This is a genomic window from Rhodanobacter sp. BL-MT-08, assembly GCF_054161255.1.
In genome coordinates, this window is sequence record NZ_CP167872.1 from 135,483 (window position 1) to 162,017 (window position 26,535).

At 61.6% G+C, this 26,535-nt stretch carries 24 protein-coding genes; 10 read left to right on the forward strand and 14 right to left on the reverse strand.

Going from position 1 to position 26,535, the window contains the following annotated elements; translation table 11 throughout:
- Nucleotide 1: 1 nt before the first annotated feature.
- From ACDK93_RS00590 to rpmH, 6 genes are all read right to left on the reverse strand, one after another.
- On the reverse strand, nt 2–199 hold the full coding sequence (locus ACDK93_RS00590) for a hypothetical protein (RefSeq protein WP_458070658.1): 198 nt from the start codon (nt 197–199) through the stop codon (nt 2–4).
- Nucleotides 200–363: 164 nt separating this feature from the next.
- Complete coding sequence (locus ACDK93_RS00595; protein WP_458070659.1) at nt 364–1,590, reverse strand: tyrosine-type recombinase/integrase; 1,227 nt, start codon at nt 1,588–1,590, stop codon at nt 364–366.
- A gap of 183 nt (nt 1,591–1,773) precedes the next feature.
- Complete coding sequence (mnmE, locus tag ACDK93_RS00600) at nt 1,774–3,147, reverse strand: tRNA uridine-5-carboxymethylaminomethyl(34) synthesis GTPase MnmE (protein WP_458070660.1); 1,374 nt, start codon at nt 3,145–3,147, stop codon at nt 1,774–1,776.
- A gap of 76 nt (nt 3,148–3,223) precedes the next feature.
- Nucleotides 3,224–4,960: a membrane protein insertase YidC gene (gene yidC / locus ACDK93_RS00605; RefSeq protein WP_458070661.1), complete on the reverse strand. Its 1,737-nt coding sequence runs from the start codon at nt 4,958–4,960 to the stop codon at nt 3,224–3,226.
- A 134-nt stretch (nt 4,961–5,094) separates the two neighbouring features.
- A complete protein-coding gene (gene rnpA, locus ACDK93_RS00610; protein WP_458070662.1) occupies nt 5,095–5,460 on the reverse strand; it encodes a ribonuclease P protein component in 366 nt (121 codons plus the stop codon).
- Nucleotides 5,461–5,474: 14 nt separating this feature from the next.
- A complete protein-coding gene (gene rpmH, locus ACDK93_RS00615; protein WP_007082494.1) occupies nt 5,475–5,609 on the reverse strand; it encodes a 50S ribosomal protein L34 in 135 nt (44 codons plus the stop codon).
- 215 nt (nt 5,610–5,824) lie between these two features.
- Between rpmH and dnaA the strand changes: the two genes are divergently transcribed.
- The 9 genes from dnaA (at nt 5,825) to ACDK93_RS00660 (ending at nt 16,284) form a co-directional block, all read left to right on the forward strand.
- Nucleotides 5,825–7,159, forward strand: coding sequence for a chromosomal replication initiator protein DnaA (gene dnaA, locus ACDK93_RS00620; RefSeq protein WP_458070663.1), 1,335 nt, complete (start codon nt 5,825–5,827; stop codon nt 7,157–7,159).
- 256 nt (nt 7,160–7,415) lie between these two features.
- Nucleotides 7,416–8,516 carry a DNA polymerase III subunit beta gene (gene dnaN, locus ACDK93_RS00625; protein ID WP_458070664.1) on the forward strand — a complete coding sequence of 367 codons (1,101 nt, stop codon included), beginning with the start codon at nt 7,416–7,418 and terminating at the stop codon, nt 8,514–8,516.
- A gap of 96 nt (nt 8,517–8,612) precedes the next feature.
- On the forward strand, nt 8,613–9,692 hold the full coding sequence (recF, locus tag ACDK93_RS00630) for a DNA replication/repair protein RecF (RefSeq protein ID WP_458070665.1): 1,080 nt from the start codon (nt 8,613–8,615) through the stop codon (nt 9,690–9,692).
- A 93-nt stretch (nt 9,693–9,785) separates the two neighbouring features.
- On the forward strand, nt 9,786–12,221 hold the full coding sequence (gene gyrB / locus ACDK93_RS00635; RefSeq protein WP_458070666.1) for a DNA topoisomerase (ATP-hydrolyzing) subunit B: 2,436 nt from the start codon (nt 9,786–9,788) through the stop codon (nt 12,219–12,221).
- A 204-nt stretch (nt 12,222–12,425) separates the two neighbouring features.
- A complete protein-coding gene (locus ACDK93_RS00640; protein ID WP_458070667.1) occupies nt 12,426–13,721 on the forward strand; it encodes a tetratricopeptide repeat protein in 1,296 nt (431 codons plus the stop codon).
- A gap of 202 nt (nt 13,722–13,923) precedes the next feature.
- Nucleotides 13,924–14,580, forward strand: coding sequence for an energy transducer TonB (locus ACDK93_RS00645; protein WP_458070668.1), 657 nt, complete (start codon nt 13,924–13,926; stop codon nt 14,578–14,580).
- 68 nt (nt 14,581–14,648) lie between these two features.
- On the forward strand, nt 14,649–15,437 hold the full coding sequence (locus ACDK93_RS00650; RefSeq protein ID WP_458070669.1) for a MotA/TolQ/ExbB proton channel family protein: 789 nt from the start codon (nt 14,649–14,651) through the stop codon (nt 15,435–15,437).
- A gap of 10 nt (nt 15,438–15,447) precedes the next feature.
- Nucleotides 15,448–15,873: an ExbD/TolR family protein gene (locus ACDK93_RS00655; RefSeq protein WP_458070670.1), complete on the forward strand. Its 426-nt coding sequence runs from the start codon at nt 15,448–15,450 to the stop codon at nt 15,871–15,873.
- Between the two features lie 3 nt (nt 15,874–15,876).
- Nucleotides 15,877–16,284, forward strand: coding sequence for an ExbD/TolR family protein (locus tag ACDK93_RS00660; protein ID WP_458070671.1), 408 nt, complete (start codon nt 15,877–15,879; stop codon nt 16,282–16,284).
- Between the two features lie 92 nt (nt 16,285–16,376).
- Here the strand turns inward: ACDK93_RS00660 and ACDK93_RS00665 are convergent, their stop codons facing one another.
- The 5 genes from ACDK93_RS00665 to ACDK93_RS00685 form a co-directional block, all read right to left on the reverse strand.
- Complete coding sequence (locus tag ACDK93_RS00665) at nt 16,377–17,120, reverse strand: pyridoxine 5'-phosphate synthase (RefSeq protein WP_458072306.1); 744 nt, start codon at nt 17,118–17,120, stop codon at nt 16,377–16,379.
- 91 nt (nt 17,121–17,211) lie between these two features.
- Complete coding sequence (locus ACDK93_RS00670) at nt 17,212–17,850, reverse strand: 4'-phosphopantetheinyl transferase family protein (protein ID WP_458070672.1); 639 nt, start codon at nt 17,848–17,850, stop codon at nt 17,212–17,214.
- A gap of 68 nt (nt 17,851–17,918) precedes the next feature.
- Entirely contained in the window at nt 17,919–19,859 is a 1,941-nt protein-coding gene (gene acs / locus ACDK93_RS00675) for an acetate--CoA ligase (RefSeq protein ID WP_458070673.1), read from the reverse strand.
- A 287-nt stretch (nt 19,860–20,146) separates the two neighbouring features.
- Nucleotides 20,147–20,407: a GlsB/YeaQ/YmgE family stress response membrane protein gene (locus tag ACDK93_RS00680; protein WP_458070674.1), complete on the reverse strand. Its 261-nt coding sequence runs from the start codon at nt 20,405–20,407 to the stop codon at nt 20,147–20,149.
- A gap of 132 nt (nt 20,408–20,539) precedes the next feature.
- Nucleotides 20,540–20,767: a hypothetical protein gene (locus tag ACDK93_RS00685; protein WP_458070675.1), complete on the reverse strand. Its 228-nt coding sequence runs from the start codon at nt 20,765–20,767 to the stop codon at nt 20,540–20,542.
- Nucleotides 20,768–20,947: 180 nt separating this feature from the next.
- On the opposite strand from ACDK93_RS00685, the gene ACDK93_RS00690 reads away from it, so the two are divergent.
- Nucleotides 20,948–22,084 carry a PA0069 family radical SAM protein gene (locus ACDK93_RS00690; protein ID WP_458070676.1) on the forward strand — a complete coding sequence of 379 codons (1,137 nt, stop codon included), beginning with the start codon at nt 20,948–20,950 and terminating at the stop codon, nt 22,082–22,084.
- Between the two features lie 10 nt (nt 22,085–22,094).
- Here the strand turns inward: ACDK93_RS00690 and ACDK93_RS00695 are convergent, their stop codons facing one another.
- From ACDK93_RS00695 to ACDK93_RS00705, 3 genes are all read right to left on the reverse strand, one after another.
- A complete protein-coding gene (locus ACDK93_RS00695) occupies nt 22,095–24,143 on the reverse strand; it encodes a prolyl oligopeptidase family serine peptidase (RefSeq protein ID WP_458070677.1) in 2,049 nt (682 codons plus the stop codon).
- A 159-nt stretch (nt 24,144–24,302) separates the two neighbouring features.
- The gene (locus tag ACDK93_RS00700) at nt 24,303–25,214 is read right to left on the reverse strand and encodes a patatin-like phospholipase family protein (RefSeq protein WP_458070678.1); all 912 of its coding nucleotides are present in this window, start codon (nt 25,212–25,214) and stop codon (nt 24,303–24,305) included.
- Nucleotides 25,215–25,328: 114 nt separating this feature from the next.
- Nucleotides 25,329–26,363 carry a class 1 fructose-bisphosphatase gene (locus ACDK93_RS00705; protein ID WP_458070679.1) on the reverse strand — a complete coding sequence of 345 codons (1,035 nt, stop codon included), beginning with the start codon at nt 26,361–26,363 and terminating at the stop codon, nt 25,329–25,331.
- Nucleotides 26,364–26,535: the final 172 nt, after the last annotated feature.

Consider the following 26,535-nt stretch of genomic DNA (forward strand, 5'->3'; position numbering starts at 1 on the left):
CTTACTGCTCTTCAAGAGTTGCTACAGGCTTCATTTCACGGATTGCGCTGGCGAGCTGAGCGTCCTTGTTAAGAGGCGGCGCCAATACCACCTCATCCCTCACTAGCTCTTGCTTGCTTAGTTGCGCGAAAACATCGGTCAGGCTGCGCTCAGCTAGAGAGCCAAATCCAAAAATTCGACTGGTCTGCAAATTGTTCATATCGGCTCCCCTTGTGGGGTAGTGTCCATTAAGACTTTCGTAGAGTAAAGAAATTTGGACGGCCGCCAAATTTGCATCCGAGCCGTCTCATGGTGCGCGACGATACCACCTTGAAGGTGACCGCCGCGTCCAAGCCGACAAAACCACACCCTCCGCCGGCTGATTCAGGCATCCGCCTTGTGATGCAACATGTTATCCAGAGCACCGCTAGTAACCAGATCCACGTGATTCGCCCAGAGTTGTAAGGCTTCCTTGCGCTCTTCCAATCGCTCGGCTCGATCGTAGGTACCCGATACACCACCCTTCCGATGGTTGAGGCACAGTTCGGCCGTCTCGCCGTTGACCCGCAGATTCGACAGACCCGTGCGCCCCGTGCGGCGGAGATCATGGATTACCCAATTTTCCGGCATGTTGGGCAGTTGCCGAAGTGCGGTGTTCCAGGTTGTTCGGCTAATCGGGACCTTGCCGAGCCGTCTGGTCGAAGGCAGCACCCATACCGACTGACTCGCCATCTCACGCAGATTTTTGAGAAGCGAAACCGCCTGGTGCGGAAGCTTATGGCGGATGGGAATGCCATTCTTGGCGATCTCCTTGGGGATATCCCACAGACCTTCGTCGAGATCGAAATATGCCCAACGGGATAGGATCAGCTCGCTTTTTCGCACTGGCACGAGCAAGAGGAAATGCAATGCGAGCTTGTGGGGCCGCGCCAGCCGAGAGGTATAGATAGCGGTCAACCACTGTGCAATTTCTTCGTCCGACAATGTGCGATCTCGCGACTTCGTTGGGGCAATGTGCACGGGGCGAACCACCGTTGCGGGGTTTCCGATAAGCACGCCTTTGCTGTTCCCGTACTCGAAGATGCGTTTGATCACACTACGGACGCGCCGGGCGGCTTGCCCATGCCCCCGTTTCAATAAAGGATCGATGCAACTCCACACCTCGACGGTCGTGACATCCTTCGGAAGCAGCTTTCCCAGCCTCGGCAAAATGTCGCGGCATAGGTAGGTTTGGTCTTGTCGCGCATTCTTGTTGGCCGGCTTGAGTACTTTCTCGACCCAATCTTTAGCAAGGTCTTCAAAGTTAAGAAGGGGTTTCCCATCGTTTGCGCGTGCGGCCCTCTGGCGATCTCGCTTTTCGGATGCAGGACTTTTTCCCAGGAGAACCTTCTTTTCGGCCTCCATACGCAACTCGCGTGCCAGCTTCAGGCCGATCGTGGGATAAGGGCCAAGCGTAACCTTCTCGCGGCTGCCATTAAGCCGGTAACGATAGCGCCATACCAGAGCGCCAGACGGCTGGACCTCAATGACAAGCCCATCTCGATCGGTAACCTCGTAGCGAGTTCCAGACCGCGGCCTCAGTGCCTTCAACGCAGCATCAGTGAGCGACATAGACATCCTCCTGGTCCCACGAATGGATACTACCGCCAAATAGTGACGTCTGTGGGGCCACTCGTGGGGTCAATCTACCAGGATGTTAACGAACGTGTATACACCTAGAAAAACTATAAATATCTGATTATCATAATTTTAAGTCTCTTCGGCGGACCCCGTTGGACGGTAAGAGACGTCAAATTACTTGCCGATGCAGAACGAGCCGAAGATCGCTCCAAGCAGATCATCGCTGCTGTAGCTTCCGGTGATTTCACCCATCGCCTGCTGCGCCTGGCGAAGCTCTTCGGCGGCCATTTCGCCAGCGCGGCCTTCGCGCAGATGAATCGCGGCGTCATGCAAATGGACGTCTACTTGCTGCAAGGCAAGCACGTGGCGGCGGCGTGCGCTGAAGGCGCCTTCGCCGCTGCCGGCACCGGCAAGCTGCTTCAAGGTTTCGCGCAAAGCGTCCAGCCCGACGCCGGTTTTTGCCGAGGCCCATAGCCAGCGGCGGCCGTCGCGCTGCTCGCCATGCGGTAGCTCGTTATCGAGGTCGATCTTGTTGACCAGCACCAGCTGCTCGATGCCGTCGACCACGTCGGCGAGCAGTGCGAGATCGGCATCGGCCTGCTTTGCGTCCGTGACCAACAGCGCCACATCGGCCCGCTGTAGCTCACCGTGGGCGCGGCGCACGCCTTCGCGTTCGACTGCGTCATCAGTTTCGCGCAGGCCGGCGGTGTCAGCCAGTTCCAGCACGATGCCGTCCAGGCTCAGCTGCTCGCGCAGCACGTCGCGCGTGGTACCTGCCGCCGCGTTGACGATGGCGCGATCGCTGCCGGCCAGCGCGTTCAACAGGCTGGACTTGCCGGCGTTTGGACGTCCGACGATGGCCACGCGCAATCCGTCATTGAGCCGCAAACCGCGGCGCGCCTCGCGCAGCAATTCAGCCAGCTCGGCCTGCACGGTCACCAGCTGGCGATCGATGGCGGGGTCGGCGAGAAAGTCGATCTCCTCTTCCGGAAAATCGATCGCCGCTTCGATATGCACGCGCAGCGCGACCAGCGCCTGCAGCAGGGCATCGACCCTGCGTGAAAACACGCCTTCCATCGACTGCAGCGCCGCACGTGCACCCGCGTGCGAGCGCGATGCGATCAGGTCGGCGACGGCTTCGGCCTGCGCCAGGTCGAGCTTGCCGTTGAGAAAGGCCCGCTCGGTGAATTCGCCGGGGCGCGCCAGCCGCGCGCCCAACGCACATGCGCGACGCAGCAGCAGATCGAGCAAGACCGCGCTGCCGTGCCCCTGCAGTTCCAGCACGTGTTCGCCGGTGTAGGAGGCCGGCGCCGGGAAGTACAGCAGCAGGCCGCGATCGATCAGCTCACCCGCGGCATCGCGGAAGGCGGCGAAATGCGCATAGCGCGGCGTCGGTGCACGACCCAGCAGCGTTTGCGCCATGGCTGGAACGGCCGGTCCGGATACGCGCACCACGCCCACACCGGCCATGCCGGGCGCGCTGGCGATGGCGGCGATGGTCTCACTGGAGTGATCGAGTGTCGGATCGGGCGAGAGCGAAGAAGTCATCGGCATGCACTCTAAACGAAGACAGCCGCGACGGTTTCCCGCTCGCGGCTGTCGAGGTGACTCTATCGAACCGGACTCAGGCGGCTTTGAGGCCTTCTTCGCGATCCACGTGGTGCGTCACCCACCACTGCTGGCCAAGACCGACCAGGCCGTTGATCGCGTAGTACAGGCACAGGCCTGCAGGGAAGAAGGCATACATGACGCTGAACAGTATCGGCATCACCTTCATCATCCGCGCCTGCGCCGGATCCATGCCGGCCGCGGCCGGATTGAGCCACTGCGTGCCCAGCATCACCAGCGCGAAGATGATCGGCAGGATGTAGAACGGGTCGGGCGAGCTGAGATCGGGAATCCACAGGAACGGTGCATGGCGCAGCTCGATGCTGTATTCCAGCACGTAGAACAGGCCCAGGAACACCGGCATGGTGATCAGCACCGGCAGGCAGCCGCCCATCGGATTGACCTTTTCCTTTTTGTACAGCTCCATGGTGGCCTGCTGCATCTTCAGCTTGTCGTCGCCGTAGCGCTCCTTCAGCTGCGCGATGCGCGGCTGCAGCTTGCGCATCTTGGCGCTTGACTTGTACTGCATGGCCGTCAGCTTCCAGGTGGCGCCCTTGATCAGCAGCACCAGCAGAATGATGGCCACGCCCCAGTTCTTCGTAATGGCATGCAGCTGGGACAGCACCCAGTGCATCGGCACGGCAATTACCTTGAACATGCCGTAGTCGATGGTGAGATCGAGTCCCGGCGCAATCGCGTCGAGGGTGCCCTGAATGTTCGGGCCCAGATACAGTTGGGACTGGCTGCTGATGCTCTGGCCCGGCGCCACGCTGAGGCCTGGGCCCATCGTGCGTATCAGATAGTGCGGCTGACCGCTGTCGGGGTTGATGGTGCTGGTGACATAGCGGTCGGTCTGGTCAGCCGGCGGAATCCACGCCGCGAAAAAGTACAGCTTCAGCATCGCGGCCCAGCCGCCCTTGATCTGCGCGTCCAGCTGATCCTTCGGCTCGGCGAAATTCTTGAACGGCAGCTTCTCGAATTTCTCGCCGGTGTACCAGCCGGCGCCTTGAGCAAAGCGCGTCTGCGGGTCGGTGTACCCCTTGATCCAGCTGCTCGGCTTCGGCGGCGCGGCGCGCAGCAGCTGCTGATAGGCGTAGCCCTGCCACGGTTGTGTGCTGCCGTTGTCGATACGCTGGGTCAGGCCGATCTGGTAGCTGCCGCGCTTGAACGTATAAGTCTTGGTGACCTTGAGGCCGGCGGCGTCCTGCCAGGTCAGATCAACCTTCAGTTCGTTCTGACCCGGCGCCAGGGTGTAGTCGGTCTGCGCGGCGGTAAAGATCGCCTGGTGATTGGGCTGATCGGCGGGCGCCTTGTCGCTGCTGCTGACCAGGCCATTTTGCGCGACGAAATAATCGTCCTCGCTATTGTCCAGCAGCACGGTCGGTGCCGGATGCGGCATGGCGTGGGTGGGCGGCAGCGAGGGGTAGGCCAGCAGCTGAGTTTTCACCACGCTGCCGCCGCGCGTGTCCACGGTCAGGTGCAGCACGTCGGTGTTGATGCTGATCAGCTGGGCTGTTGTCGCCGTGGGCGACGGCGCGGCGCCGGGAGCAGCCGCACCGGGTATCGCCGCACCAGCCGAGGCAGCGTCGTTGTTCGACGTCGGCACACTGCCGTCGGCCGGCGTTGCCGCGGTGCTGGAACTTGCCACTGGCGTGGATGGCGGCAGCGGCGAGTAATCCTTCTCCCAGGCCAGAAACAGGAAATACCCCACGGCGAACAGGGCGAACAGAAGAAAGGTGCGCGTTTGGTTCATCGCGTAGCAAATCCGGGTAACGCCACGACAGTGCAGAGCCGCGGATGGTCGAGAGGGAAGGTTGGGAGGCGAAAGAAAGCAGTCAACGCGCGATTGTGGCGGTCACGGCGGCCGGCTTCAATGGCAGGACTGTTTCAGCGCGAGATTTCATGGCGACTGGCCAGCAGCTTTTTCCATAGCAGATCGATCTCCGCCAGCAGCTCGGTGCCAGGCACACCCGCGGCCTGCTCGCGCGCCATCACCATCAGATCGACTGCCGGAAGCTGATGGCGCACGCGTCGGAACGACTCACGCAGCAAGCGCTTGATCCGGTTGCGCTCAACCGCGCGTTTGGACACACGCTTGGATATCGCCAGGCCGAGCCGGGCCTGGCCGAGCTCGGTGCCGCGATAACGCATATGAAAACAGCGGCCGCCTGCGCGTCCGCTGCTTAACCGCAAGGCGGCGAATTCACTCGGCCGGCGTAACCGCGCATCGCGCGGCAAACCGGCGGATTGCATGATCTACCGCTCGATTACGGGATCAGGCGCTTGCGGCCTTTCGCACGGCGGGCATTGATGATCTTGCGACCATCAGCCGTGGCCATACGGGCACGGAAGCCGTGAGTGCGGGCGCGCTTGAGCTTGCTTGGCTGGAAGGTCCGCTTCATGGCGTACTCCGAAGGGAATGTTAATAAAAGTTCGCAAAGTATGTCTGGTTTGTAGTTCGGGTGTCAAATGGGATTGACATGATGCGCTCACCGGCCTGTGGACAGGGCTGTGGGCAAGCGTGTGGATAATTGCCGGTGATGCCAGCAAGGCTGCTGCTAGACTTGCCTGCCTGTCATGCGCGCAAGCGCCCTAAAGTCTGTGGTTGAAACTATTCATGAGTGATTTGTGGCGGCGCTGTCTTGAGCGTCTGGAAGGTATTGTTAGCGTTGAAGATCTGCACACCTGGCTGATGCCGCTGCAGGCGCGCGACGAAGCCGATGGCCTGCAGTTGTTCGCGCCCAATGCCTACACGTTGGATACCGTCAAAGAGCGTTACTTGTCGCTGATCGGCGAAGTGCTGAGCCAGCTGGCCGGGCGCGTCATCGCGGTGCGCGTCGATGTGGGCTCCAACACCGCGAGATCTCAGGCCGCGGCCAAGCCGTCAGCGCCACCGCGCACCAAGACAGCGGAACCGGCGGCGCCGGCGTTCAACCACAACCTCGATCCGCATTACACCTTCGAAACCTTCGTCGAAGGCAAGTCGAACCAGCTGGGCAAGGCCGCCGCGATGCAGGTGGCCACCAACCCCGGCCGCGCGTACAACCCGCTTCTGCTGTACGGCGGCACCGGGCTGGGCAAGACCCATCTGATGCACGCAGCAGGCAATCTGATGCGCGAGCATAATCCGAACTGCAAGGTGCTTTACCTGCGTTCGGAGCAGTTTGTGGGTTCGATGATCGAGGCGCTGCGCGCCAAGAGCATGGATGAGTTCAAGAAACGCTTCCGCTCGGTCGATGCGCTGCTGATCGACGACATCCAGTTCTTCGCCGGCAAGGACACCACGCAGGAAGAGTTTTTTCACACCTTCAACGCACTGTTCGAGTCCAAGCAGCAGATTATCCTCACCTGCGACCGCTATCCCAAGGAAGTCGACAAGCTGGAGCCGCGGCTTAAATCGCGCCTGGGCTGGGGCCTGAGCGTGGCGATTGAACCGCCGGATTTCGAGACACGCGCGGCCATTCTTCTAGCCAAAGCGCACGAAAAAGGTGTCGCGGTGGATGAAAGCGTCGCGATGCTGCTGGCCAAGCGCATCCGCTCCAACGTGCGCGATCTGGAAGGCGCATTGAACACGCTGGCGGCTCGCGCCAACTTCTACGGCAAGCCAATCACCACCGATTTTGCCGAGGAAACCCTGCGCGATCTGCTGGCGACGCACGCTCAGGCGATCACGATACCCAATATCCAGAAGATCACCGCCGAGTATTTCAACGTACGCCTGCAGGATCTGCTGTCCAAACGGCGCGTGCGTTCGCTGGCGAGGCCCAGGCAGATGGCGATGACGCTGTCCAAGGAACTGACCGAACACAGCCTGCCCGAGATCGGCGAGGCCTTTGGCGGGCGCGACCACACCACCGTGATGCATGCCTGCAAGACGATCCGCAAGTTTGTCGAGACAGACGCACGCATGCGTCAGGACTGGGAGCAGCTCATCCGTACGCTGACCGGCTGATTGCGACCTGTTGGAATATCGCGGCAAAGCTTAGGATAAGCAGGCTGTGGAGCTGTGGATAAGAGGTGGATGATTAGGGCCCACTACTTATCCACAAATGGCGCACAGGAAAAACGGCACCAGGGTCACAGGCATAAAATCCGTCAACCGTTTGATTTCAATAAGATTATTTAAGAATAAAAGTTATACACCGCCTCTACTACTACTACCAAACTTCTTTTAAAAGACAGAACAGCAGTTACAGGAAAGCATAGATATGCAATTCAGCATTCAACGAGAAGCGCTGCTCAAACCGCTGCAGCAAGTCGTGGGCGTCGTGGAACGACGTCAGACGCTGCCTGTTCTGGCCAATCTGCTGGTGAAAGTGGCGGAAGGGCGTTTGTCGTTCACCGGCACCGATCTCGAAGTGGAAATGGTGGCCACCACAGAGGCGGAAAAACTCGATGACGGCGAAATCACCATTCCGGCCCGAAAGCTTTTCGATATCGTCAAGGCGCTGCCTGATGGCGCCAGGATCGAGCTCAAGCTCAACGGTGACCGCGTAGCGCTGAGCGCTGGCCGCAGCCGCTTTACGCTGACCACGCTGCCAGCCAGCGAATTTCCGACCGTCGATGAAATCGAGCTGGTGGAAAAAGTCAGTTTGCCTGAGGAAGTTTTGCGTGATCTGATGGAGCGGACGTCGTTTGCGATGGCGAATCAGGACGTTCGCTATTACTTGAACGGCATGCTGCTCGACTTGCAGGAGCACACGCTGCGCTGTGTGGCGACCGACGGGCACCGCCTGGCCATGAAGGAGACCCAGCTGCAGAGTTCGGTCAGCACGCGACGCCAGATCATCATTCCCCGCAAGGGCGTCAACGAGCTGGTCGGCCTGCTTGAAGCCGGTGATGGTGAAGTCGAACTGGAGTTTGGCCGCAACCATCTGCGGGTGCGTCGCGGTGACGTGGTGTTTACTTCGAAACTGATCGATGGTCGCTTCCCGGACTATGAGGCCGTTATTCCGCTGGGCGCCGACAAAGCGGCGACGCTGGATCGGGAGGTTCTGCGCGGTGCTTTGCAACGTGCTGCGATCCTGTCGAACGAAAAATACCGCGGCGTTCGGCTTGAATTGTCGCCGGGCAAGCTGCGTATCGTCGCGCACAACCCGGAGCAGGAGGAAGCGGTGGAGGAGGTCGAAGCAGACACCCACGTTTCTGATCTTGCCGTGGGTTTCAACGTGGGTTACCTGCTCGATGCGTTGGCAGCGCTACGTGGCGACAAGGCTCGGCTCAGCCTGCGCGATGCGCAGTCCAGCTGCCTGGTACAGGAACACGATAACGAGCGTTCCCGCCACGTCATCATGCCACTTCGCCTCTGACGTGCATTTGATGCAGAAAGGCCTGTTCGGTTGCTCTCCTGAACGCCGAAATCTCTACGAGGGATTTCGGCGTTCTCGTGTGGGCGTGTCGGCTACATGAGAATTGAACGGCTTCGCGTCAGCGGCTTGCGCTGTCTTTCCGATATTGATCTGGGTTTGAGCTCCGGGATCAATCTTTTTATCGGTGACAACGGCGCGGGCAAGACGAGCGTATTGGAGGCGGCGTTTTTGCTGTCGCACGCTGGTTCGTTTCGCAGCGGATCGAAAGATGCTCTGCTGCAGCGTGAGGCGAACCGTCTTTCGGTGTTCGCCGAGTTGGTTCATGCGGATCGGCGGACGGCTCGCGTTGGCCTTGGCCGCGAGTCGTCGCGTTGGGAAGCCAAGGTGAACGGCGAGAGCGCTGCTCTTGGTCAGCTGGTAAGGCAGTGCGCGGTCGTCTGCTTTGAGCCGGGTTCTCACGCGCTTATTGCGGGTGGCTCGGATGAGAGAAGACGGTATCTGGATTGGGGAGTGTTCCACGTGGAACACGATTTCCTTTCCCAGTGGCGCCGCTACCAGCGCGCGCTAAAGCAGCGAAACAGCCTGCTCAGATCGGGCGGTCTTGTTTCCGATGAACTGTTCGAGCCCTGGGAAGCCGAGATCGCTCAGACCGCTCATCGCATTGACGGGTTTCGTAGACACTATCTCGATTTGCTTCGACCCCACCTTGTGGCGAGCCTTTCGCGGCTGTTGCCGGAGCTCGGGGAGTTCAACTTGCGCTACCGCCGAGGCTGGGCGGACGAGGAGCATCTGAATAACCTGCTGCCCAACACCAGGAGCAAGGATCTTGCTCGGGGTCATACGACGATTGGCCCGCATCGCGCAGACTGGTCGGTATCGTTTGAACACGCGCCGCTCCGGGAACATCTTTCCCGCGGGCAGGAAAAGTTGACCGCCATGGCATGTGTCCTCGCCCAGGCTCAGTTGTACGCATCGTGCTGCAATGAATGGCCTATCGTCTGCCTTGACGACCTGGCATCCGAGCTCGACCAGAGCCACCAAGCGGCGGTCGTGTCGCAGCTCGTTGATGCAGGCGCACAAGTGTTAATTACCGGCACAGAAAAGCCACAAGTAATGCACGCCGTCCCCGCCCGAGTGTTCCACGTGGAACAGGGGCAGGTCTCGCGCCTGCTATAATCGAAAGGTTGCATCCATCGCCAATGCATAACTATCGCCCGATCTGTCCCAGCGCTATACGGACGGTCGCGGATGCCAGGAAACGGTCATCGAATGAACGACGAAACCACGAACGAACCGACGTACGACTCAAGCAACATCAAGGTGCTCAAAGGCCTGGAAGCGGTTCGCAAGCGCCCGGGCATGTATATCGGCGACACCGACGATGGCACCGGCTTGCATCACATGGTGTTCGAAGTGGTGGACAACGCCATCGATGAAGCGTTGGCGGGTTATTGCGACACGGTGATCGTGACCATCCATGATGACGAGTCCGTCAGCGTCATCGACAACGGTCGCGGTATCCCAGTGGACACGCATCCGGAGGAGGGCCGTTCCACGGCGGAAGTGGTGATGACGGTGCTGCACGCCGGCGGCAAATTCGATGCAAACTCCTACAAGGTCTCAGGCGGCCTGCACGGCGTGGGCGTGTCCGTGGTCAACGCACTGAGTGAGCACCTGTGGCTTACGATTTACCGCGGCGACGAGGAATATCAGCAGGAATACGCGCACGGCGAGCCGTTGTACCCGCTCAAATCCGTCGGCGCGTCGACCAAGCGCGGCACCATGGTGCGCTTCAAGCCCAGCCCAGCCACGTTCACCAACAATCTCGAATTCCATTACGACATCCTGGCCAAGCGCCTGCGTGAGCTGGCCTTTCTCAACTCCGGGGTTACCATCGAGTTGAAGGACGAACGCGGCGACGGCCGCGCCGATACGTTTGCCTACGAAGGCGGCATCCGCTCGTTCGTGCAACACCTGGCCCAGCTCAAGACGGCGCTGCATCCCAACGTGATCAGCCTGAGCGCCGAGCAGGACGGCATCACCGTTGAACTGGCGATGCAGTGGACCGACTCGTATCAGGAAACGATGTTCTGCTTTACCAACAACATTCCCCAACGCGACGGCGGCACGCATTTGACCGGCTTTCGCGCTGCGCTGACGCGCTCGCTGCAGAGCTACATCGAAAAATCGGGCCTGGCAAAGAACGCCAAAGTCTCACCGACGGGTGATGACATGCGCGAAGGCATGATTGCCGTGCTCTCGGTCAAGGTGCCCGATCCGAAGTTCTCCTCGCAGACCAAGGACAAGCTGGTTTCGTCCGAGGTCAAGACGGTGGTGGAGCAGGTCGTCAACGAAAAGCTGGGCGAATTCCTGCTGGAGCACCCGAACGAGGCCAAGGCGATCGCCTCCAAGGTGGTCGACGCCGCGCGCGCGCGCGAGGCGGCGCGCAAGGCGCGCGAGATGACCCGCCGCAAGGGCGCGCTGGATATCGCCGGCCTGCCGGGCAAACTGGCCGACTGCCAGGAGAAAGATCCCGCCCTGTGCGAACTGTTTCTGGTCGAGGGTGATTCCGCCGGTGGCTCGGCCAAGCAGGGCCGCAACCGCAAGACCCAGGCCGTGCTTCCGCTGAAGGGCAAGATCCTCAACGTCGAAAAGGCGCGCTTCGACCGCATGCTGGCTTCGGCCGAGGTCGGCACGCTCATCACAGCCCTGGGTACGGGCATCGGCAAGGACGAGTACAACCCCGACAAGCTGCGCTATCACCGCATCATCCTGATGACCGACGCGGACGTCGACGGTTCGCATATCCGCACGCTGCTGCTGACGTTCTTTTATCGCCAGATGCCCGAGCTGATCGAGCGCGGTCACATCTACATCGGGCTGCCGCCGTTGTACAAGGTGAAGCAGGGCAAGCAGGAGCTGTACATCAAGGACGACACTGCGCTGAACGATTACCTGATTTCCAGCGCCGTGGACAACGCCGGCCTCACGTACAGCCCCGACGCGCCGCCGATCACCGGCGAGGCTCTGGAAAAACTGTTGCGCGCTTACCAGCAGGCGCTGGACCAGATCGCCAAACTCTCGCACCGTTTCGATGCCACCGTGCTGGTTGCCCTGCTGGAACACACGCCGCTTGAGCCGCCGCTCTGGGACGATGCCGCGGCCATGCAGGACTGGCTGACCCGAGCCGAGCAGCGGCTGGCGGCCAGCGGTCTGGGCAAACCGCGCTACAAGCTTTCGCTGCGGGAGGCTGCCGGCGAACAGCCGCCTGCGATCGAGGTGGTGCGGGAGCAGCACGGACTCAGCCATACCTGGTTTCTGCCAAAGCCGTTCTTCGCAAGCAACGAATTTCGCGCGATCCTCAGCGTCAGCCAGCAGGTGTCCGCGATGATCCAGCCGGACGCCGTGGTGCGTCGGGGCAATGCGTCGCGCGGCGTTCTGAGTTTTGTCGACGCGCGCAACTGGTTGCTGGACGAGGCGAAAAAAGGCCGCAGTATCCAGCGCTTCAAGGGCCTGGGTGAAATGAATCCCGAACAGCTGTGGGAAACCACGGTCAATCCGGAAACCCGGCGCATGCTGCAGGTTGGGGTGGAGGACGCGATTGCCGCCGATCAGATGTTCTCGATGCTGATGGGCGAGGCGGTGGAACCCCGTCGCGATTTTATCGAAGCCAATGCGCTGAAGGTCGCCAACCTCGACGTCTGACCGTCGTGGAACGGTCCGGTTTCGCGGATGGAGCCGGACCATTCGTAATTTCCTGCCGGAGGCGTTCCGGAGGACCCCGGCTCAAGTTTCTGATTTTAATGAATATTTAATGCGGCAGCGCAACTTGTTATTGTGTTCACTCCCGGGTTAGTCTGGGCAGTCAACTCGCGCGGTCAGGCGAGCCATCGAACGACGAGGATCACCATGAAGCATGCCCACGGATTTAACGCGCTGGCGAGCGCCGCCCTGATGCTGATGCTGGCAAGCAGCCCGGCGCTGGCGAAAGACAGCTCGTCCAAGGACAAGCCGGAAGTGCAGTATCCCAACGCGACGCGCGTGGCGCCGAAGCTCGATCTGACCAGCGAGAAGGATCAGAAGAACCTCAACGCCGGCCTCGACGCCGTCAGCGCAGGCGACAAGGCAAAAGCGCTGCAGTACCTTCAGCCGATCGCCGACGGTGGCAGCAAGAGCAAGTACGCCCAGGCGCTGGCGCTGCAGGGTCTCGCCACCATCAAGTACAACGACAACGACCCCAAGGGTGCAATAGCCTTGCTCCAGCAGTCGTTGGCCAACGGCGTGCTGCCGAATGACACCTATTTCCAGCTTGAGTACATGCTGGCGCAGTTCCAGGTCGCCGACGAGGAGTACCAGCCGGCGCTGGATACGCTGACCAAGTGGCGCGCCGAGGGCAAAAAGGAAACGCCCAATTCGTACGCGCTCGAAGGCAACATCGACTACCGCTTGGGCAAATTCCCCGAGGCGATCGCGGCGATCAAGAAAGCGCAGTCGCTGACCGACAAGCCCGATCCGGCCTGGAACCAGATCCTGATGGCGAGCTATTCGCAGTCCGGCCAGGGTGATCAGGCCGCACAGGTTGCACAGCAGGCGCTGGCCGCCAATCCGAACGATCCCAACGCGCTGCAGAACACCGTCGCCGTGCTGATGCAGGCCAACAAGAATGACGAGGCCATCGAGGTCATGGAAAAGGCCCGCGCCAGCGGTGCGTTGAAGACGGAAGCCAACTACGTCAATCTGGCCAAGCTCTACCTGATCCGCGCCCAGTCCAGCAATACCGACTCCAAACCCGACGCCGAAAAGTCCGCGCAGGTGCTGGAAGACGGCATGAGCAAGAACATCGTTACCGCCAGTGCGGACAACTATCTGCTACTTGGCGAGGCTGACGAGCTGTCCGACAACACCAGCAAGGCCGTTGACGCGTACACCAAGGCCCTGCCGACTGCGAAGGACGGGGAGGCCGCGATCCGCGGCGGCCAGATTCTTCTGTCGCAGCAGAAATTCAGCGCGGCGAAGTCCATGATCCAGCAGGGCATCGACAAGGGCGTCAAGCAGAAGGGCGCTGCGTATATGCTGCTGGCCGAGAGTGACCGTGGCCTGAAGGACAAGGCAGGCGCGATTGCAGCCATGAAACAGGCCGCCCAGGATCCGCAGACCGCGGACAAGGCGAATGCGTGGCTGAAAAAGGCCGGCGCCGGCAAATAACGTCAGCCGAAAATCCCTCGCAGGCCAGATGGACGTCCATTTATCTGCCCCGTCGAGGTATACAAAAGCCGGACGCTGTTGTACCGTTGAAAACCTTTCCCTGCGTCTCCCCAGCGGCGAGTTCCGTCCAGTCATCAGACGGTTTCAGGCCACGCCCTGCGGCAACGTTCTCTTCCGATTGATCAGCTTCAGACAGTGAAAGATGGCCTCAAGTAGACAAGACAACGAGAACGAAGGCTTCAGCTGGAAGCGCACGGCGGCATTGGCTTTTGCCATTGGCCTTCATGCTTTCGCCTTTCTGTTCATGGTGGCGCCGTCGGCCCCGCAGACGCAGAAAGACAAGCAGGTCGACAAGATCGTCAAGGTGAGCTTTATCGAGCCGCCACCGCCGCCACCGCCGCCGCCGCCGCCGCCGCCGGAGCCGCCGAAGCAGCCACCGCCGAAGATCATTCAGCAGGTCAAGCCGCCACCGACGCCGCCACCGCCGACACCGCCACCTGCAGTCGACGAGGTATCGCAGAACGCGGTGCAGGCACCGCCGCCGTCGCCGCCAGCGCCGCCCGCACCACCGCCTGACATCGCGGCAGGTTCGGATCTGAGCTACGGCAGCCGACCACAGCCAAGCTATCCGCCGCAGGCAGTTCGCCAGCACCATACCGGTACGGTGACCTTGCTGATCCTGGTTGGTCTGGACGGCACGCCGAAAGACGTCAAGGTGGAAAAATCCAGCGGCTATCGCGAGCTGGATAGGGCAGCAATGGATGCGGTACAAAAGTGGCGCTTCAATCCGGAGGTCAAGAACGGAAAGAAGGTGGAAGGCTATGCACGCGTTCCAATCAACTTCAACTTGGCCGAGTAATTAATCCTCTGTCGTCCACTTCACTGGATTACAGTTACAGTTCACGCTTGACTTCCTAGGGTAGCGTTATGTTCTTACAGACTCCTGCAGCATCCGACGCCGCACAAGCCGCTGGCGCCAATTCCACCGCCGACGCCATGAAGCAAATGGGTGTCGGCCACCTCGTCGACGGTTTCATTCATGGTGAAAACGTCGTCGGCCTCGTCGTGTTCGTCGTGTTGTTGATCATGTCGCTGGCCTCCTGGTACTTCATCATCGCCAACTCGATCCGCAACTCGATGGTCAGCTCGCGTCGCGACAAGGTCATTGACGGGTTCTGGAACAACGGTTCCACCCAGGACGCGATCCGGGAGCTGGAAGCCCAGCCCAAGGGTGAACCGTTCTCCAAGATCGCTCTCGACGCCGCGTCGGCCGTCGCCCATCACCAGCAGTCCTCTGCCGGTGCAGGTCGCCTCGCCGAGTCGCTGAGCCGTTCGGAATTCATCGACCGCGCGCTGCGCCAGGCCGTGGCCCGCGAGAGCCTGCGTCTGGAAGGCGGTCTGACCATGCTGGCAACCGTCGGTTCCTCGGCGCCGTTCGTCGGTCTGCTCGGTACCGTCTGGGGCATCTATCACGCGCTCATCGGCATTGCCGCTTCCGGCAACGCCTCGATGAACGCGGTGGCCGGCCCTGTCGGTGAGTCGCTGATCATGACCGCGTTCGGTCTGTTCACCGCCATTCCGGCCGTGCTTGCGTACAACTTCTTCAACCGCTCCAACCGTCTCACGTACGCTCGCTTTGATGAGTTCGCGCATGACCTGCACGACTTCTTCGCCACGGGCTCGCGCGTCGAAGGCGCCGCACCGACCCTGAAGTGAGGTCTGACTCATGGCTATGAGCTCAGGTGGTAATTCCGGTGGTCCGATGTCGGAGATCAACGTCACGCCGCTGGTGGACGTGATGTTGGTGCTCCTGATCATCTTCATGATCACCGCCCCGCTGATGTCGCACACGATCACGGTCGAATTGCCCAAGGCTAACCCCAAGAGCAAGGATGAAGAGGTCAAGACGCCACCGATTGACCTCGCGATCAAGCAAGATGGCAGTCTTTACTTCCAAGATCAGCCGATCACGGAAGAACAACTGAAATATAAACTTGGGCTCAGTGCTCAGCAGTTGCCGCAGCCGGAACTTCAAATCCGAGCGGATAAAGCGACCGAATTCAAGATTGTGAAAAAAGCAATCAGCGATGCGAAAGGGCAAGGCATGGTACATGTCGCCTTCATGACCACCGCACCAACGAAGGGACAGTGACCGATGGCATTCTCCAGCAATAGCGGCGGCGGCCCGATGGCGGATATCAACGTCACGCCGCTAGTCGACGTGATGCTGGTGCTGCTGATCATCTTTATGATCACGGCGCCCGTGCTTTCGCTCAAGATCAAGGTCGATCTGCCGCAGCCAAATATAAACGTGACCCCACCACCCAATCCCAAAGATCCCATCAAGCTGAAGATTGATCAGAGCGGGTCGTTTTACTGGGGAGATAATCCAGTAGACGAAGCTGGACTTAAAGCGCAATTTTCTGTGCTCGCGCAATTACCTGATCCACCAGAGGTTCAGATTTCGGCGGATGACGCGGCGGCTTATCAGTATGTCGCTACGGTTTTGGCCGACGCGAAGAGCTACAACCTGACCAAAATCGGCTTCGCCGACAGTCAGTAGTTGTGACCCTCAGTTTCAGTAGAAACGGGAACCCCGCCTCGCGCGGGGTTTTTCTTTGCGTGAGACGATTCGGCCGCCGAGCGAAACCCGATTTACTGCAAGATATTTACGTAGCTGCGCACGGTCGCTGCCAGTCCCTCGTAAAGCGCTTCACCGATCAGCGCGTGGCCGATCGATACCTCGGCCAGATGAGGAACCGCCGCCTTGAACGCCGCCAGGTTCGCCTGACTGAGATCATGCCCCGCATTGATGCCCAGTCCAGCGCGGTGCGCAAGTTCGGCTGCTCTCGCGCAAGTGGCCAAAGCATCCCGCGCTCGACCTTCGGCGAACGCTTGCGCGTAAGGGCCCGTATAGATTTCGATACGCTCCACGCCGATAGCCGCGGCCGCTTCGAAACGTTCGGTCACGGCATCGACAAACAGGCTTACGCGACAGCCAAGTTCACGCAGTTCATCGACCAACGGACACAGCCGATCGATATCACGCTCAAGATCAAAGCCGTGATCGGAGGTGATCTGGCCGTCGCCGTCGGGAACGAGAGTAACCTGCGTCGGACGCACCTCGCGAGCGAGCTCGATCAAACCCGGATACTCTCCGCGCGCCGCGGCAAACGGATTCCCTTCGATGTTGTATTCCACGCGGCCCCGAAGCAGCGCCGCGAGCGCACGGACGTCATCCGGCCGCACATGCCGTAGATCGGGACGCGGGTGAACGGTGATGCCACCGCAGCCGGACTCGATACAGGTTTGCGCGGCCTTGCAGATATCCGGCTCGTCACTGCCGCGCGAATTGCGCAGCACGGCGATCTTGTTGAGATTGACGCTAAGCAAAGTCATGGGGTGAACGATTCCGTCGGTGGAAATAATGGACAACGAGGCGAGCGTTGAGATTAACCAGGCGACGCGAAAGACTCCGTAAAATGGAGCGTCAGCAGACGATATTCCAGCACTGAACATCTCTCGCTGCTCCACGCCAGGCCAGTGCGGCAATGTAATCCGCCCCGACATCCACGCACTGCAACTGCCATGCCGAGACGTCGTCGTCGTCGAGCCAGCGCAACACTGGCCGAGCTTGAACGCTTTCCACATGCAGCCGATCAAGCCCGAATGCGATTCCGCGACCCATCGCCTTGAGCACCGCCTCTTTCGCCGTCCAAAGCCTTAGAAACTCGGCCCCGCGAGCGTCTTCCGGCGTCGCCGCCAGAACCGCGAACTCCGCTTCGCAGAAATAGTGCTCGGCAATGTCCAGCGCGCGCGCGCGCGCGCGTCGACGTTCGATATCGACACCCGGCGCGCATTGCCTGCCAATCGCGATCAATGCGCAATCGCCGCTATGCGACCAGTTGAACCCCAGCGTGGCGCCATGATCTCGGTCAAGCTGAGGTCGGCCAAACTCGCCGTCGACCAGCACAACCTCGCTACCGGTTATCCCCAGATAGGCACCCAGCACATTCTGCAAGGGCAGACGCTTGAGCCGACGCTCGTAGGGGAGCAGATACACGTGCATATCGTGATCGCCCAGCTGCTCCGCGATCGCGCTGACACCGTGCATGTCGATGGAATTCATCCTGCTATCTTAGCGCGGGTGCGGCGGTGTCTGCCGCCCCGCCGCAAGAGGCAAAACCGTCTGGACGGCTATTTGATCAGCCGCTCATCCACCAGGCTCTTCACGACGCCAGGATCGGCCAGCGTGGAAATATCGCCAAGTTGATCAGGTAGGTTCTCACCGATCTTGCGCAGGATGCGCCGCATGATCTTGCCCGATCGCGTTTTCGGCAGGCCCGGCGCCCACTGGATGTAGTCAGGCGTCGCGATGGGACCGATTTCCTTGCGCACCCATGCCACCAGATCCTTGCGCAAATCCTCACTGCCCTCGATCCCCGATACCAGTGTGACGTAGGCATAGATGCCCTGGCCCTTGATCTCATGCGGGCAGCCGACGACTGCCGCCTCGGCCACTTTCGGGTGCGCGACCAGCGCGCTTTCCACCTCCGCCGTACCGATGCGGTGACCGCTGACGTTAATCACGTCATCCACGCGGCCGGTAATCCAGTAGTAGCCGTCCTCGTCGCGGCGCACGCCGTCGCCGGTAAAGTAGTTGCCGGGATACGCACTGAAATAGGTCTCGATAAAACGCTGATGGTCGCCATAAACCGTACGCATTTGCCCGGGCCACGAATTAGTGATCAGCAAATTGCCTTCGGTTGCGCCCTGCTGTACTTCGCCATTGGCATCGACGATCGCCGGCTGGATGCCGAAGAACGGCAGCGTGGCCGAGCCCGGCTTGGCGTCGATCGCGCCAGGTAGCGGCGTGATCAGAATGCCGCCGGTCTCGGTCTGCCACCAGGTATCGACGATCGGGCAACGCTCATCGCCAACGACCCGGTAATACCACTCCCAGGCTTCCGGATTGATCGGTTCGCCAACGGTGCCAAGCAATCGAAGTGATGCGCGCGAAGCCTTCTTCACCGGCGCCTCGCCCTCGCGCATCAGCGCGCGTATGGCTGTTGGCGCGGTGTAGAACAACGTTACCTTGTGCTTGTCCACCACGTCCCAGAAGCGGCTGTAGTCGGGGTAGTTCGGCACACCGTCGAACATCACCGTCGTGGCACCATTGGCCAGCGGTCCATAAACCACGTAGCTGTGACCGGTGATCCAGCCCACGTCGGCGGTGCACCAGTAGACATCGTCCTCGCGCAGATCGAACACGCACTCATGCGTATAGCTGGCATAGACCAGGTAGCCGCCGGTCGTATGCAGAACGCCCTTCGGTTTTCCGGTAGAGCCGGAGGTGTAAAGAATGAACAGCGGGTGTTCGGCCTCTACTGGCGCTGCTGGGCAATCGGCTGTCTGGCCGTCCATCAGATGATGGTAATAGCGGTCGCGCGGCGACTGCATCGGCACGCTGGCGCCGGTGCGGCGAACCACGATTACGGTTTCCACGCTGTTGGTACCGGGACGCTCCAGGGCCGCGTCGACGTTGGTCTTGAGCGCGATCTTCTTGCCGCCACGCACGCCTTCATCGGCGGTGATCACCAGTTTGGCGGTGAAGTCGGCAATCCGGCCGGCCAACGAGTCGGGTGAAAAGCCGCCGAACACCACCGAATGGATCGCTCCGATACGCGCACACGCCAGCATGGCGATGGCCGCCTCGGGAATCATCGGCAGATAAATCGCAACGCGATCGCCCTTGGTCACGCCCAGGTGCTTCAACGCGTTGGCAAACTTGCAGACTTCGGCATGCAGCTCGCGATAGCTGATGCGCCGCGATTCGTTCGGATCGTCACCCTCGAAGATGATCGCTGTCTTGTCGCCGCGCTCGGCCAGATGCCGGTCGAGACAGTTTGCGGTGACGTTGAGCACACCATCTTCGTACCAGCGGATATGCAGATCCTTCGGATCGAACGAGACGTCGCTGATCCTGGTCGGCGCGGCCGTCCACTCCAACCGTTTGGCCACGTTGGCCCAGAAGCCGTCCGGATCCTTGATGGACTCCGCGTACAGCCGTTCGTAATCCGCCTTTTGCAGACGCGCGCCTTCAGCAAAGTCGGGTTTGACCGGGTAAAGCTTGGACATGGTGAGCCTCGCGTTTGGCCGGCCAAACGAGTCGCCGGCGGATAATCGTCAATGGCGCCGAGCGCCATAACCAGTGCCCGAGTGTAATACCGTCGATTGGCATGCTGTTGACGCGAGGCACAAGATTTATCCGAGGAGACGGACTCACGATTTTTTGAAGGACGAAAACAAAAAACGCAACAGCTCACACTGTTGCGTTTTGCGACACCCGATTGGCAAGAGTGCATCATTCCAGGCCAATCATCCCGCAGCACTGCCCGACGCCCGACGCCGGCTCGTCCTGGGGATTACGCCCGCCTGAAAAGGCCGATGATCACCAGCAGGACGACGGCACCGATCATCGCGTGAACAATACTGGTGACGATCGGTCCGATAATGACGAAATGCACGCCCAGTGCGGGCAGCAGCCAGCCGGCCAGAAACGCGCCGATGATGCCGACCACGATGTTGCCGAGCAGGCCGAAGCCGAACCCACGCACGATAAGTCCCGCCAGCCAACCCGCCATTGCGCCGATGAAAAGAAAAATAAGCAAGCCGTAACCGGTCATGGAAAACTCCACATTTGGGCGAGGCAAGAAGGATGGATGCAGTGCCCCGAAACTGCTGAGCGCGGAGCATCCGGCTTTGACCGTGCAGCCGTTGTGACGGGCAGGCTATGGCCGCGTACCGCGCTGCCGGGATTAATCTCTACCCAAGGGATTCTTGCCCTCGCGCAGCCGCTGCAGGTCATAACTGGAAAGACTTTGGCTGCGCGCACTGCCGGAAATTCTGGCCTGCGCAAAAGCCAGCACGGTGGCGAACGCACCGACGATGCTTACAAACAGCCACCAGGCCATCGCGCCGCTGCCGTGGCGGGTGAAACACAGCAACACGGCCAACAGCGTTATCAGCAGCATCAACCAGCGCATGGGGGACCTCGCTCCGAGCAACGCATTGCACCGCTCCCGAGGCGGCTGGCCGCATCATAAACCGGTCGATCACTGTTGTGCGTGTGAGGCGCCAGCGGCGTCTCAGCATTAGCGGATTTCGCCCGAAAGCTGTCGCAAAATGTCGCGAGAGCTGAGACGCTCGCGCGGCACTATGCAGCAATGGACTACCAACCGACGCACGATAAACGGCAGTCAACCAATTTCGCGGAAGCGCCGGTGGTGCCTGTCCGGGCGCTGAAGGGACGTGGCGCTGCGTCCAATCCCGAAGGCCGTTTCGAAACCATTCGCCATCAGGCCGAAGACGACGGCTGGTCGCACGCGCTGCTCGACGAAACGGCGCCACGCCCGCGCACCGAAGTCACCGAGGAGCGCGCGCGCAGCGTGATCAGCCGCAACGACTCGCCGGATATCCACTTCACCCAGGCGATCAATCCGTACCGCGGCTGCGAGCACGGCTGCATATACTGCTACGCGCGGCCGTCGCACAGTTATCTCAACCTCTCGCCCGGGCTCGACTTCGAAACCAAGCTGCGCGCCAAGGGCAATCTTGCCGAGGTGCTGCGCGTCGATCTGGCCAAACGCGGCTATGTCGTCAGCCCGATCAATATCGGCAGCAATACCGACCCTTACCAGCCGATTGAAAAGCGCTGGCAGCTCACGCGCGCCGCCTTGCAGGTGCTGGCCGAATGCCATCACCCGTGCACTATCGTGACCAAGAACGCCCTGGTCGAGCGCGACCTCGATATTCTTGTGCCCATGGCGCGCGAGCATCTGGTGCAGGTGTTTATCTCGGTCAACACGCTGGACAACCACCTGGCCGCGAAACTCGAGCCGCGCGCCAGCGCGCCGCATCGACGCATCAAGGCCATCCGCACGCTCACCGACGCAGGCGTACCGGTCGGCGTGCTGGTTGCGCCGATCATTCCCGCACTCAACGACAAGGACATGGAAGCCGTGCTTGCGCAGGCCGCCGATGCCGGCGCGTGCAGCGCCGGTTACACCACGCTGCGCCTGCCGCACGAGCTGAAAGCGCTGTTCCGCGAATGGCTGGCCCTGCACGCGCCGCAGCGCGCCGACCACGTGATGAGTCTGGTGCAGCAGATGAACGGTGGCCGCGACTACGACAGCGACTTCTCCACCCGCATGCGCGGACAGGGCGTATTCGCCGACCTGCTGCGCCGCCGCTTCGATATCGCCAGTCGCCGCCACGGTTACGCGCGCTCGCGAGAACTCGTCCTCGATACCTCACGCTTCGTACCACCGCGAACGTCGTCGCCGCAGGCAGACCTGTTCTAAACGACGCGGCTTACTTCGACGCTGGCAGGTATTTCTCAAACCAGCCCAGCGCGCGCTGCAGCACGTCGCGCTGGTGCGCGGGATCGACGAAGTGATGGCCTTCGTTGGGATACACCACCAGCGACGTTGGTACGCCTTCGGCGCGCAGCGCGTGCCACAGCTCGAACGACTGCGGCGCGGGGCATTCGGCATCGCGGTCGCCCACGACGATAAGCATCGGCGTCTTGATCTGCTTGACGTAGTTGATCGCCGAACTCTTTGCATAGACGGCCGGATCGTCGTACACCGATTTGCCGAAGAACGGAATCATCCACTGGTCGATCAGATTTTCGCCGTAATAACTCTGCCAGTTCGAGATGCCCGCGCCCGCCACCACCGCCCGAAAACGCTGCGTCTGCGTGGGCGCGAACATGCTCATGAAGCCGCCGTAGCTCCAGCCGGTGAGGCCAAGCCGCTTGTCGTCCACCGGGAGCTTTTTCTCCACCGCATCGACGCCGGCCAGGGTGTCGCGCAGGTCGCCGTAGCCGAAGTCCTTGCGGTTGGCCTGCACGAACGCCTCACCCTGGCCGAAGCTGCCGCGCGGGTTGGGCATCAGCACGAAGTAACCGAGGGCCGACAGTGGCGCCGCGCCGAAACCGACCGAGGGCCAGCGCGGAATCGTTGCCGCCGAAGGGCCGCCGTGCACCACCACGATCATCGGATAGGACTTGCTGGCATCGTAACCGGCCGGATACAGCAGCCAGCCCTGCACGTGTCGGCCTTCGTTGGTCCATTCGACCGATTCGGCCTTGCCCCACGCGGGCTTCAGCGCGGCGTTGATGGTGGTGACCGCCTTCGGCGCCGTGCTGCCCAGTGCACCTGCGTGCACCTCGGGCGCTTGGGCGAAGGCGCTTTGTACGAAAGCTATCTGCTGATGATCATGCGACAGCGAGAGCGCCATGGAAGCACTGCCGTCGCCGATGCCGGCGGGCAGGTTGAACAGCACGCGCTCCTGGGTGGCCCTGTTCGCTTCCACGCGGTACTCGACGACTTCGCTGTCGCCGCCGCGAACCTGGGAAACCAGCAGCTGCTGGTTGCTGTTCCAGCTCAGCCATGCCGGCGACACGGAGATGCCGGGTGTGAGATTGGTCGGGCTGCCGCCGCTGGCAGACACGGCGTAGATATCGCCGCCGGTCGAGCCCTGATCGCTCATCAGGCCGCCGATGAAGGCGATCCGCGAACCGTCCGGCGACCAGCGCGGCAGCGCGATCTGCAGACCGTGCAGATCGCCGCCCACGCTGCCGGGATCGACCAGCACGGTGGGCGCGGCATTGGCCTGCGCGCCCTGCACATACAGCTTGGCGATCCACCAGTTGTTGTCGCCCGGCGGTGGCGCCGAAACATAGGCGATGCGCTGCCCGTCGGGCGACCAGCTGAATTCGTAAACGTAGCTGGCCGCAGGCGTCAGCATCTGCGGCATGCCGCCCGCGGCGGGCACGAAAGCCACGCGCTGCACCTCCAGTCCGTCCACGCCGACCTCGCCCGAAGCGGGTTTGGCGGCCGACACGGCGCTGGCGCGACGGGTGGCGCCCTCCACATAGAGAAAGCCCAGGCGGCTGCCATCGTTCGACCAGCTCAGTGCCTGCGCGTTGCCGTTCAACGTCGTCAGCACCGCCGGAGCGGTCTTGCCCTGCGCGTCGGCGAGCACGATCTGCGCGGCGTGCGTCTTGTCCTTGCGCTCTGCGCCGTGGCAGTCGGAGATATAGGCGAGGTGACGCGAATCCGGCGCCCAGGCGATTTCGTCCTGGCTGCAGCTGCCCGATTTGGCCGAGGGATCCGCGGCGCGCACGTGGCTGCCATCGGCGTTGGCGATCTGCACGCTCGGCTTGTCGTTGGACTCCAGCACCCAGGCCAGCTGGCGTCCGTCGGGCGAGAGCTGCGCGGCGTGGATCGACTTCACCTTGCCCAGCTGCGTCAGCACATCCTGGATACGCGGATCGACCGTCGGCGCTCCGGCAAACACCGAGGGCGCGGCGGCGAACAGGGTCAGCAAAATGGCAACGCGTAGACGACAGGTCATGACAGATCCTTCGGACGGTGATCCACCAACCTAGCAGCGCGCCATCAGGGTTCCAAGTGACGGAAGTACTGGTCCAGACGCACGGACCGCTGCCCGTCCTTTGCCATGAAACCGCATCGTCCCGGCGCCCGCGCGATGGAGCCGGCACAACCGGATCGACTACGGTGTGACCGGCGCCAGCATCAGGCTGGCACGGCGCGCCGCGATGGCGGCCTTGAGCGCTGGGATCGCCGCCAGCGTCGCCCGCTCGCCTTCGAGAATGGCCTGGTTTTTCTGTTCGAAATCGGTGGCGCCGATGCCGGTGATATTCGGCCTGATGACAAAGTCCGCGCTGGCCAGCTCCTGCTTGCCCAGTTGCCGGCCCATGATGGTGATCGACTGGCCGACGATGTTGACCATGCCCTGCGGATTGCTGCCGCTGGGCGTTGCCGAGATGTCCACCGCAATCACGAAATCCGCGCCGAGCTGGCGCGCCGCGTCCACCGGCACCGGGCTCACCACGCCTCCATCGACATAGTGCTTGTCGCCGATCAGGACCGGCTCGAAAACACCGGGAATGCTGCTGGACGCGCGCACGGCCTGACCGGTATTGCCGCGCACGAACACCGTGCGCTCGCCGGTTTCCAGCTGCGTGGCAACGGCGGCAAACGGCAGCTTCAGCTCCTGGATTGCGCGGTGGTTCACTGCGGTGTTGATGTAGTCCTGCAGTTTCTGCCCCTGCACCAGGCCGCCGGAAAAAATATGCACGTCGCGGATCTTCGCCTCGTCCAGCGCAAAGGCCTGTTCCTGCAGCTGAAACGGATCCATGCCGGCGGCGTACAGCGAACCCACCACGCTGCCGGCGCTGGTGCCGGACACCACGTCCGGATGGATGCCGCTGGCCTCGAGCATCTTGATCACGCCGATATGCGCAAAGCCCTTCGCCGCACCGCCGCCGAGGGCGAGGCCGATCTTCAGCTTCACCGGCGCGACGGCGACAGCCGGCGGAGCGCTGGCGGGTTTGCCGTGCCCGGCGCAGGCAGCCAGCATCAGTGTGGCAAGCAGAAGCAGCAGCTGGCGGTGGAGTGACATGATGATGTGTCGGCGAAGGGAAGAGAGATACTGATCTCGAAAAGCGGCAAAGCCATGGCAAACACGGGCATTGCCGCTTGCGCGGTCGCGCGATGGATCGAGCGCTGCGCGAACCTACTTCTGTGCGCTGTCGGCACCGAGGTGATAGTTCGTGGCGACCTCGACCTCTTTCTTCGAGCCGAGGAACACCGGCACGCGCTGATGCAGTCCGGTGGGCTGCAGCGCCATGATGCGTTCGCGCCCGGTGGTGGCCGCGCCGCCGGCCTGTTCGATGATGAACGCCATCGGGTTGGCCTCATACATCAGCCGCAGCTTGCCGCCCTGTTTGAGGATCTTGGCGTCCAGCGGGTAATAGAAGACGCCGCCGCGGGTCACGATGCGGTGCACGTCGGCCACCATCGAGGCGACCCAGCGCATGTTGAAATCCTTGCCGCGCGGGCCGGTGGTGCCGGCCAGCAGTTCGCCGATATAGCGCTGCATCGGCGGCTGCCAGTGGCGCTGGTTCGACATGTTGATGGCGAACTCGGTGGCCTCCTCCGGAATGCGGATGCCGCGACGACTGAGCATGAAGCTGCCGACCTCGCGCTCCAGCGTGAACTCGTGCGTGCCGTGGCCGAAGGTCAGCACCAGCGTGGTGGCCGGGCCGTACACCACGTAGCCGGCGGCAAGCTGTTCCGTACCCGGCTGAAGAAAGTGTTCGGCCTTCGGTTCGGTCACGTCGTCCGGGCAGCGCAGTACCGAGAAGATCGTGCCGACCGAAATATTGACGTCGATGTTGGAGCTGCCGTCCAGCGGATCGAACAACAATAGGTGGTTGCCCTTCGGATAGCCGTCCGGAATCTGCTGCGGGTCTTCCATCTCCTCCGACGCGCAGGCCGCGAGGTGGCCGCCCCAGGCGTTGGCTTCGAGCAGGATCTCGTTGGAGATCACGTCGAGTTTTTTCTGCGCCTCACCCTGTACGTTGATGCTGCCGCCTTCTCCTTCGCCGGCCTGCATGCCGAGCACGCCGCCGAGCGCGCCCTTGTTGGTCGCTACCGCAATGCGCTTGCAGGCGCGCGCGACCACTTCGATCAAGAGGGAAAGCTCGGCATTGATATGGCCGGCGCGGCGCTCCTCGATCAGGAACTGGATCAGCGAGATGGGTTTCATCGAGTTCGGTGTCATGGGATGGCCAAGGTAGACGAAACCGCCATTGTCCCGGCTCCGGCTTAACCGCGCCAGCCGGACCGGCGCACGGCCAGGAATGATCAGATCGTTGCCCGACTACTGACAGCACGTTGGCAGCAGGGAGCGACCAAGCTACGCATCCACCAGGGAGGAA

Bases quoted from the DNA above. Each gene is read 5' to 3' on its own strand.
- gyrB (WP_458070666.1), top strand. From the start codon at position 9,786: ATGAACGACGAAACCACGAACGAACCGACGTACGACTCAAGCAACATC.
- ACDK93_RS00705 (WP_458070679.1), bottom strand. From the start codon at position 26,363: ATGAAACCCATCTCGCTGATCCAGTTCCTGATCGAGGAGCGCCGCGCC.
- yidC (WP_458070661.1), bottom strand. From the start codon at position 4,960: ATGAACCAAACGCGCACCTTTCTTCTGTTCGCCCTGTTCGCCGTGGGG.
- ACDK93_RS00665 (WP_458072306.1), bottom strand. From the start codon at position 17,120: ATGACTTTGCTTAGCGTCAATCTCAACAAGATCGCCGTGCTGCGCAAT.
- ACDK93_RS00655 (WP_458070670.1), top strand. From the start codon at position 15,448: ATGGCTATGAGCTCAGGTGGTAATTCCGGTGGTCCGATGTCGGAGATC.
- acs (WP_458070673.1), bottom strand. From the start codon at position 19,859: ATGTCCAAGCTTTACCCGGTCAAACCCGACTTTGCTGAAGGCGCGCGT.
- ACDK93_RS00670 (WP_458070672.1), bottom strand. From the start codon at position 17,850: ATGAATTCCATCGACATGCACGGTGTCAGCGCGATCGCGGAGCAGCTG.
- ACDK93_RS00690 (WP_458070676.1), top strand. From the start codon at position 20,948: ATGGACTACCAACCGACGCACGATAAACGGCAGTCAACCAATTTCGCG.
- ACDK93_RS00650 (WP_458070669.1), top strand. From the start codon at position 14,649: ATGTTCTTACAGACTCCTGCAGCATCCGACGCCGCACAAGCCGCTGGC.
- ACDK93_RS00700 (WP_458070678.1), bottom strand. From the start codon at position 25,214: ATGTCACTCCACCGCCAGCTGCTGCTTCTGCTTGCCACACTGATGCTG.
- ACDK93_RS00685 (WP_458070675.1), bottom strand. From the start codon at position 20,767: ATGCGCTGGTTGATGCTGCTGATAACGCTGTTGGCCGTGTTGCTGTGT.
- ACDK93_RS00640 (WP_458070667.1), top strand. From the start codon at position 12,426: ATGAAGCATGCCCACGGATTTAACGCGCTGGCGAGCGCCGCCCTGATG.
- ACDK93_RS00590 (WP_458070658.1), bottom strand. From the start codon at position 199: ATGAACAATTTGCAGACCAGTCGAATTTTTGGATTTGGCTCTCTAGCT.
- dnaA (WP_458070663.1), top strand. From the start codon at position 5,825: ATGAGTGATTTGTGGCGGCGCTGTCTTGAGCGTCTGGAAGGTATTGTT.
- ACDK93_RS00695 (WP_458070677.1), bottom strand. From the start codon at position 24,143: ATGACCTGTCGTCTACGCGTTGCCATTTTGCTGACCCTGTTCGCCGCC.
- dnaN (WP_458070664.1), top strand. From the start codon at position 7,416: ATGCAATTCAGCATTCAACGAGAAGCGCTGCTCAAACCGCTGCAGCAA.
- rnpA (WP_458070662.1), bottom strand. From the start codon at position 5,460: ATGCAATCCGCCGGTTTGCCGCGCGATGCGCGGTTACGCCGGCCGAGT.
- recF (WP_458070665.1), top strand. From the start codon at position 8,613: ATGAGAATTGAACGGCTTCGCGTCAGCGGCTTGCGCTGTCTTTCCGAT.
- mnmE (WP_458070660.1), bottom strand. From the start codon at position 3,147: ATGACTTCTTCGCTCTCGCCCGATCCGACACTCGATCACTCCAGTGAG.
- ACDK93_RS00680 (WP_458070674.1), bottom strand. From the start codon at position 20,407: ATGACCGGTTACGGCTTGCTTATTTTTCTTTTCATCGGCGCAATGGCG.
- rpmH (WP_007082494.1), bottom strand. From the start codon at position 5,609: ATGAAGCGGACCTTCCAGCCAAGCAAGCTCAAGCGCGCCCGCACTCAC.
- ACDK93_RS00595 (WP_458070659.1), bottom strand. From the start codon at position 1,590: ATGTCGCTCACTGATGCTGCGTTGAAGGCACTGAGGCCGCGGTCTGGA.
- ACDK93_RS00660 (WP_458070671.1), top strand. From the start codon at position 15,877: ATGGCATTCTCCAGCAATAGCGGCGGCGGCCCGATGGCGGATATCAAC.
- ACDK93_RS00645 (WP_458070668.1), top strand. From the start codon at position 13,924: ATGGCCTCAAGTAGACAAGACAACGAGAACGAAGGCTTCAGCTGGAAG.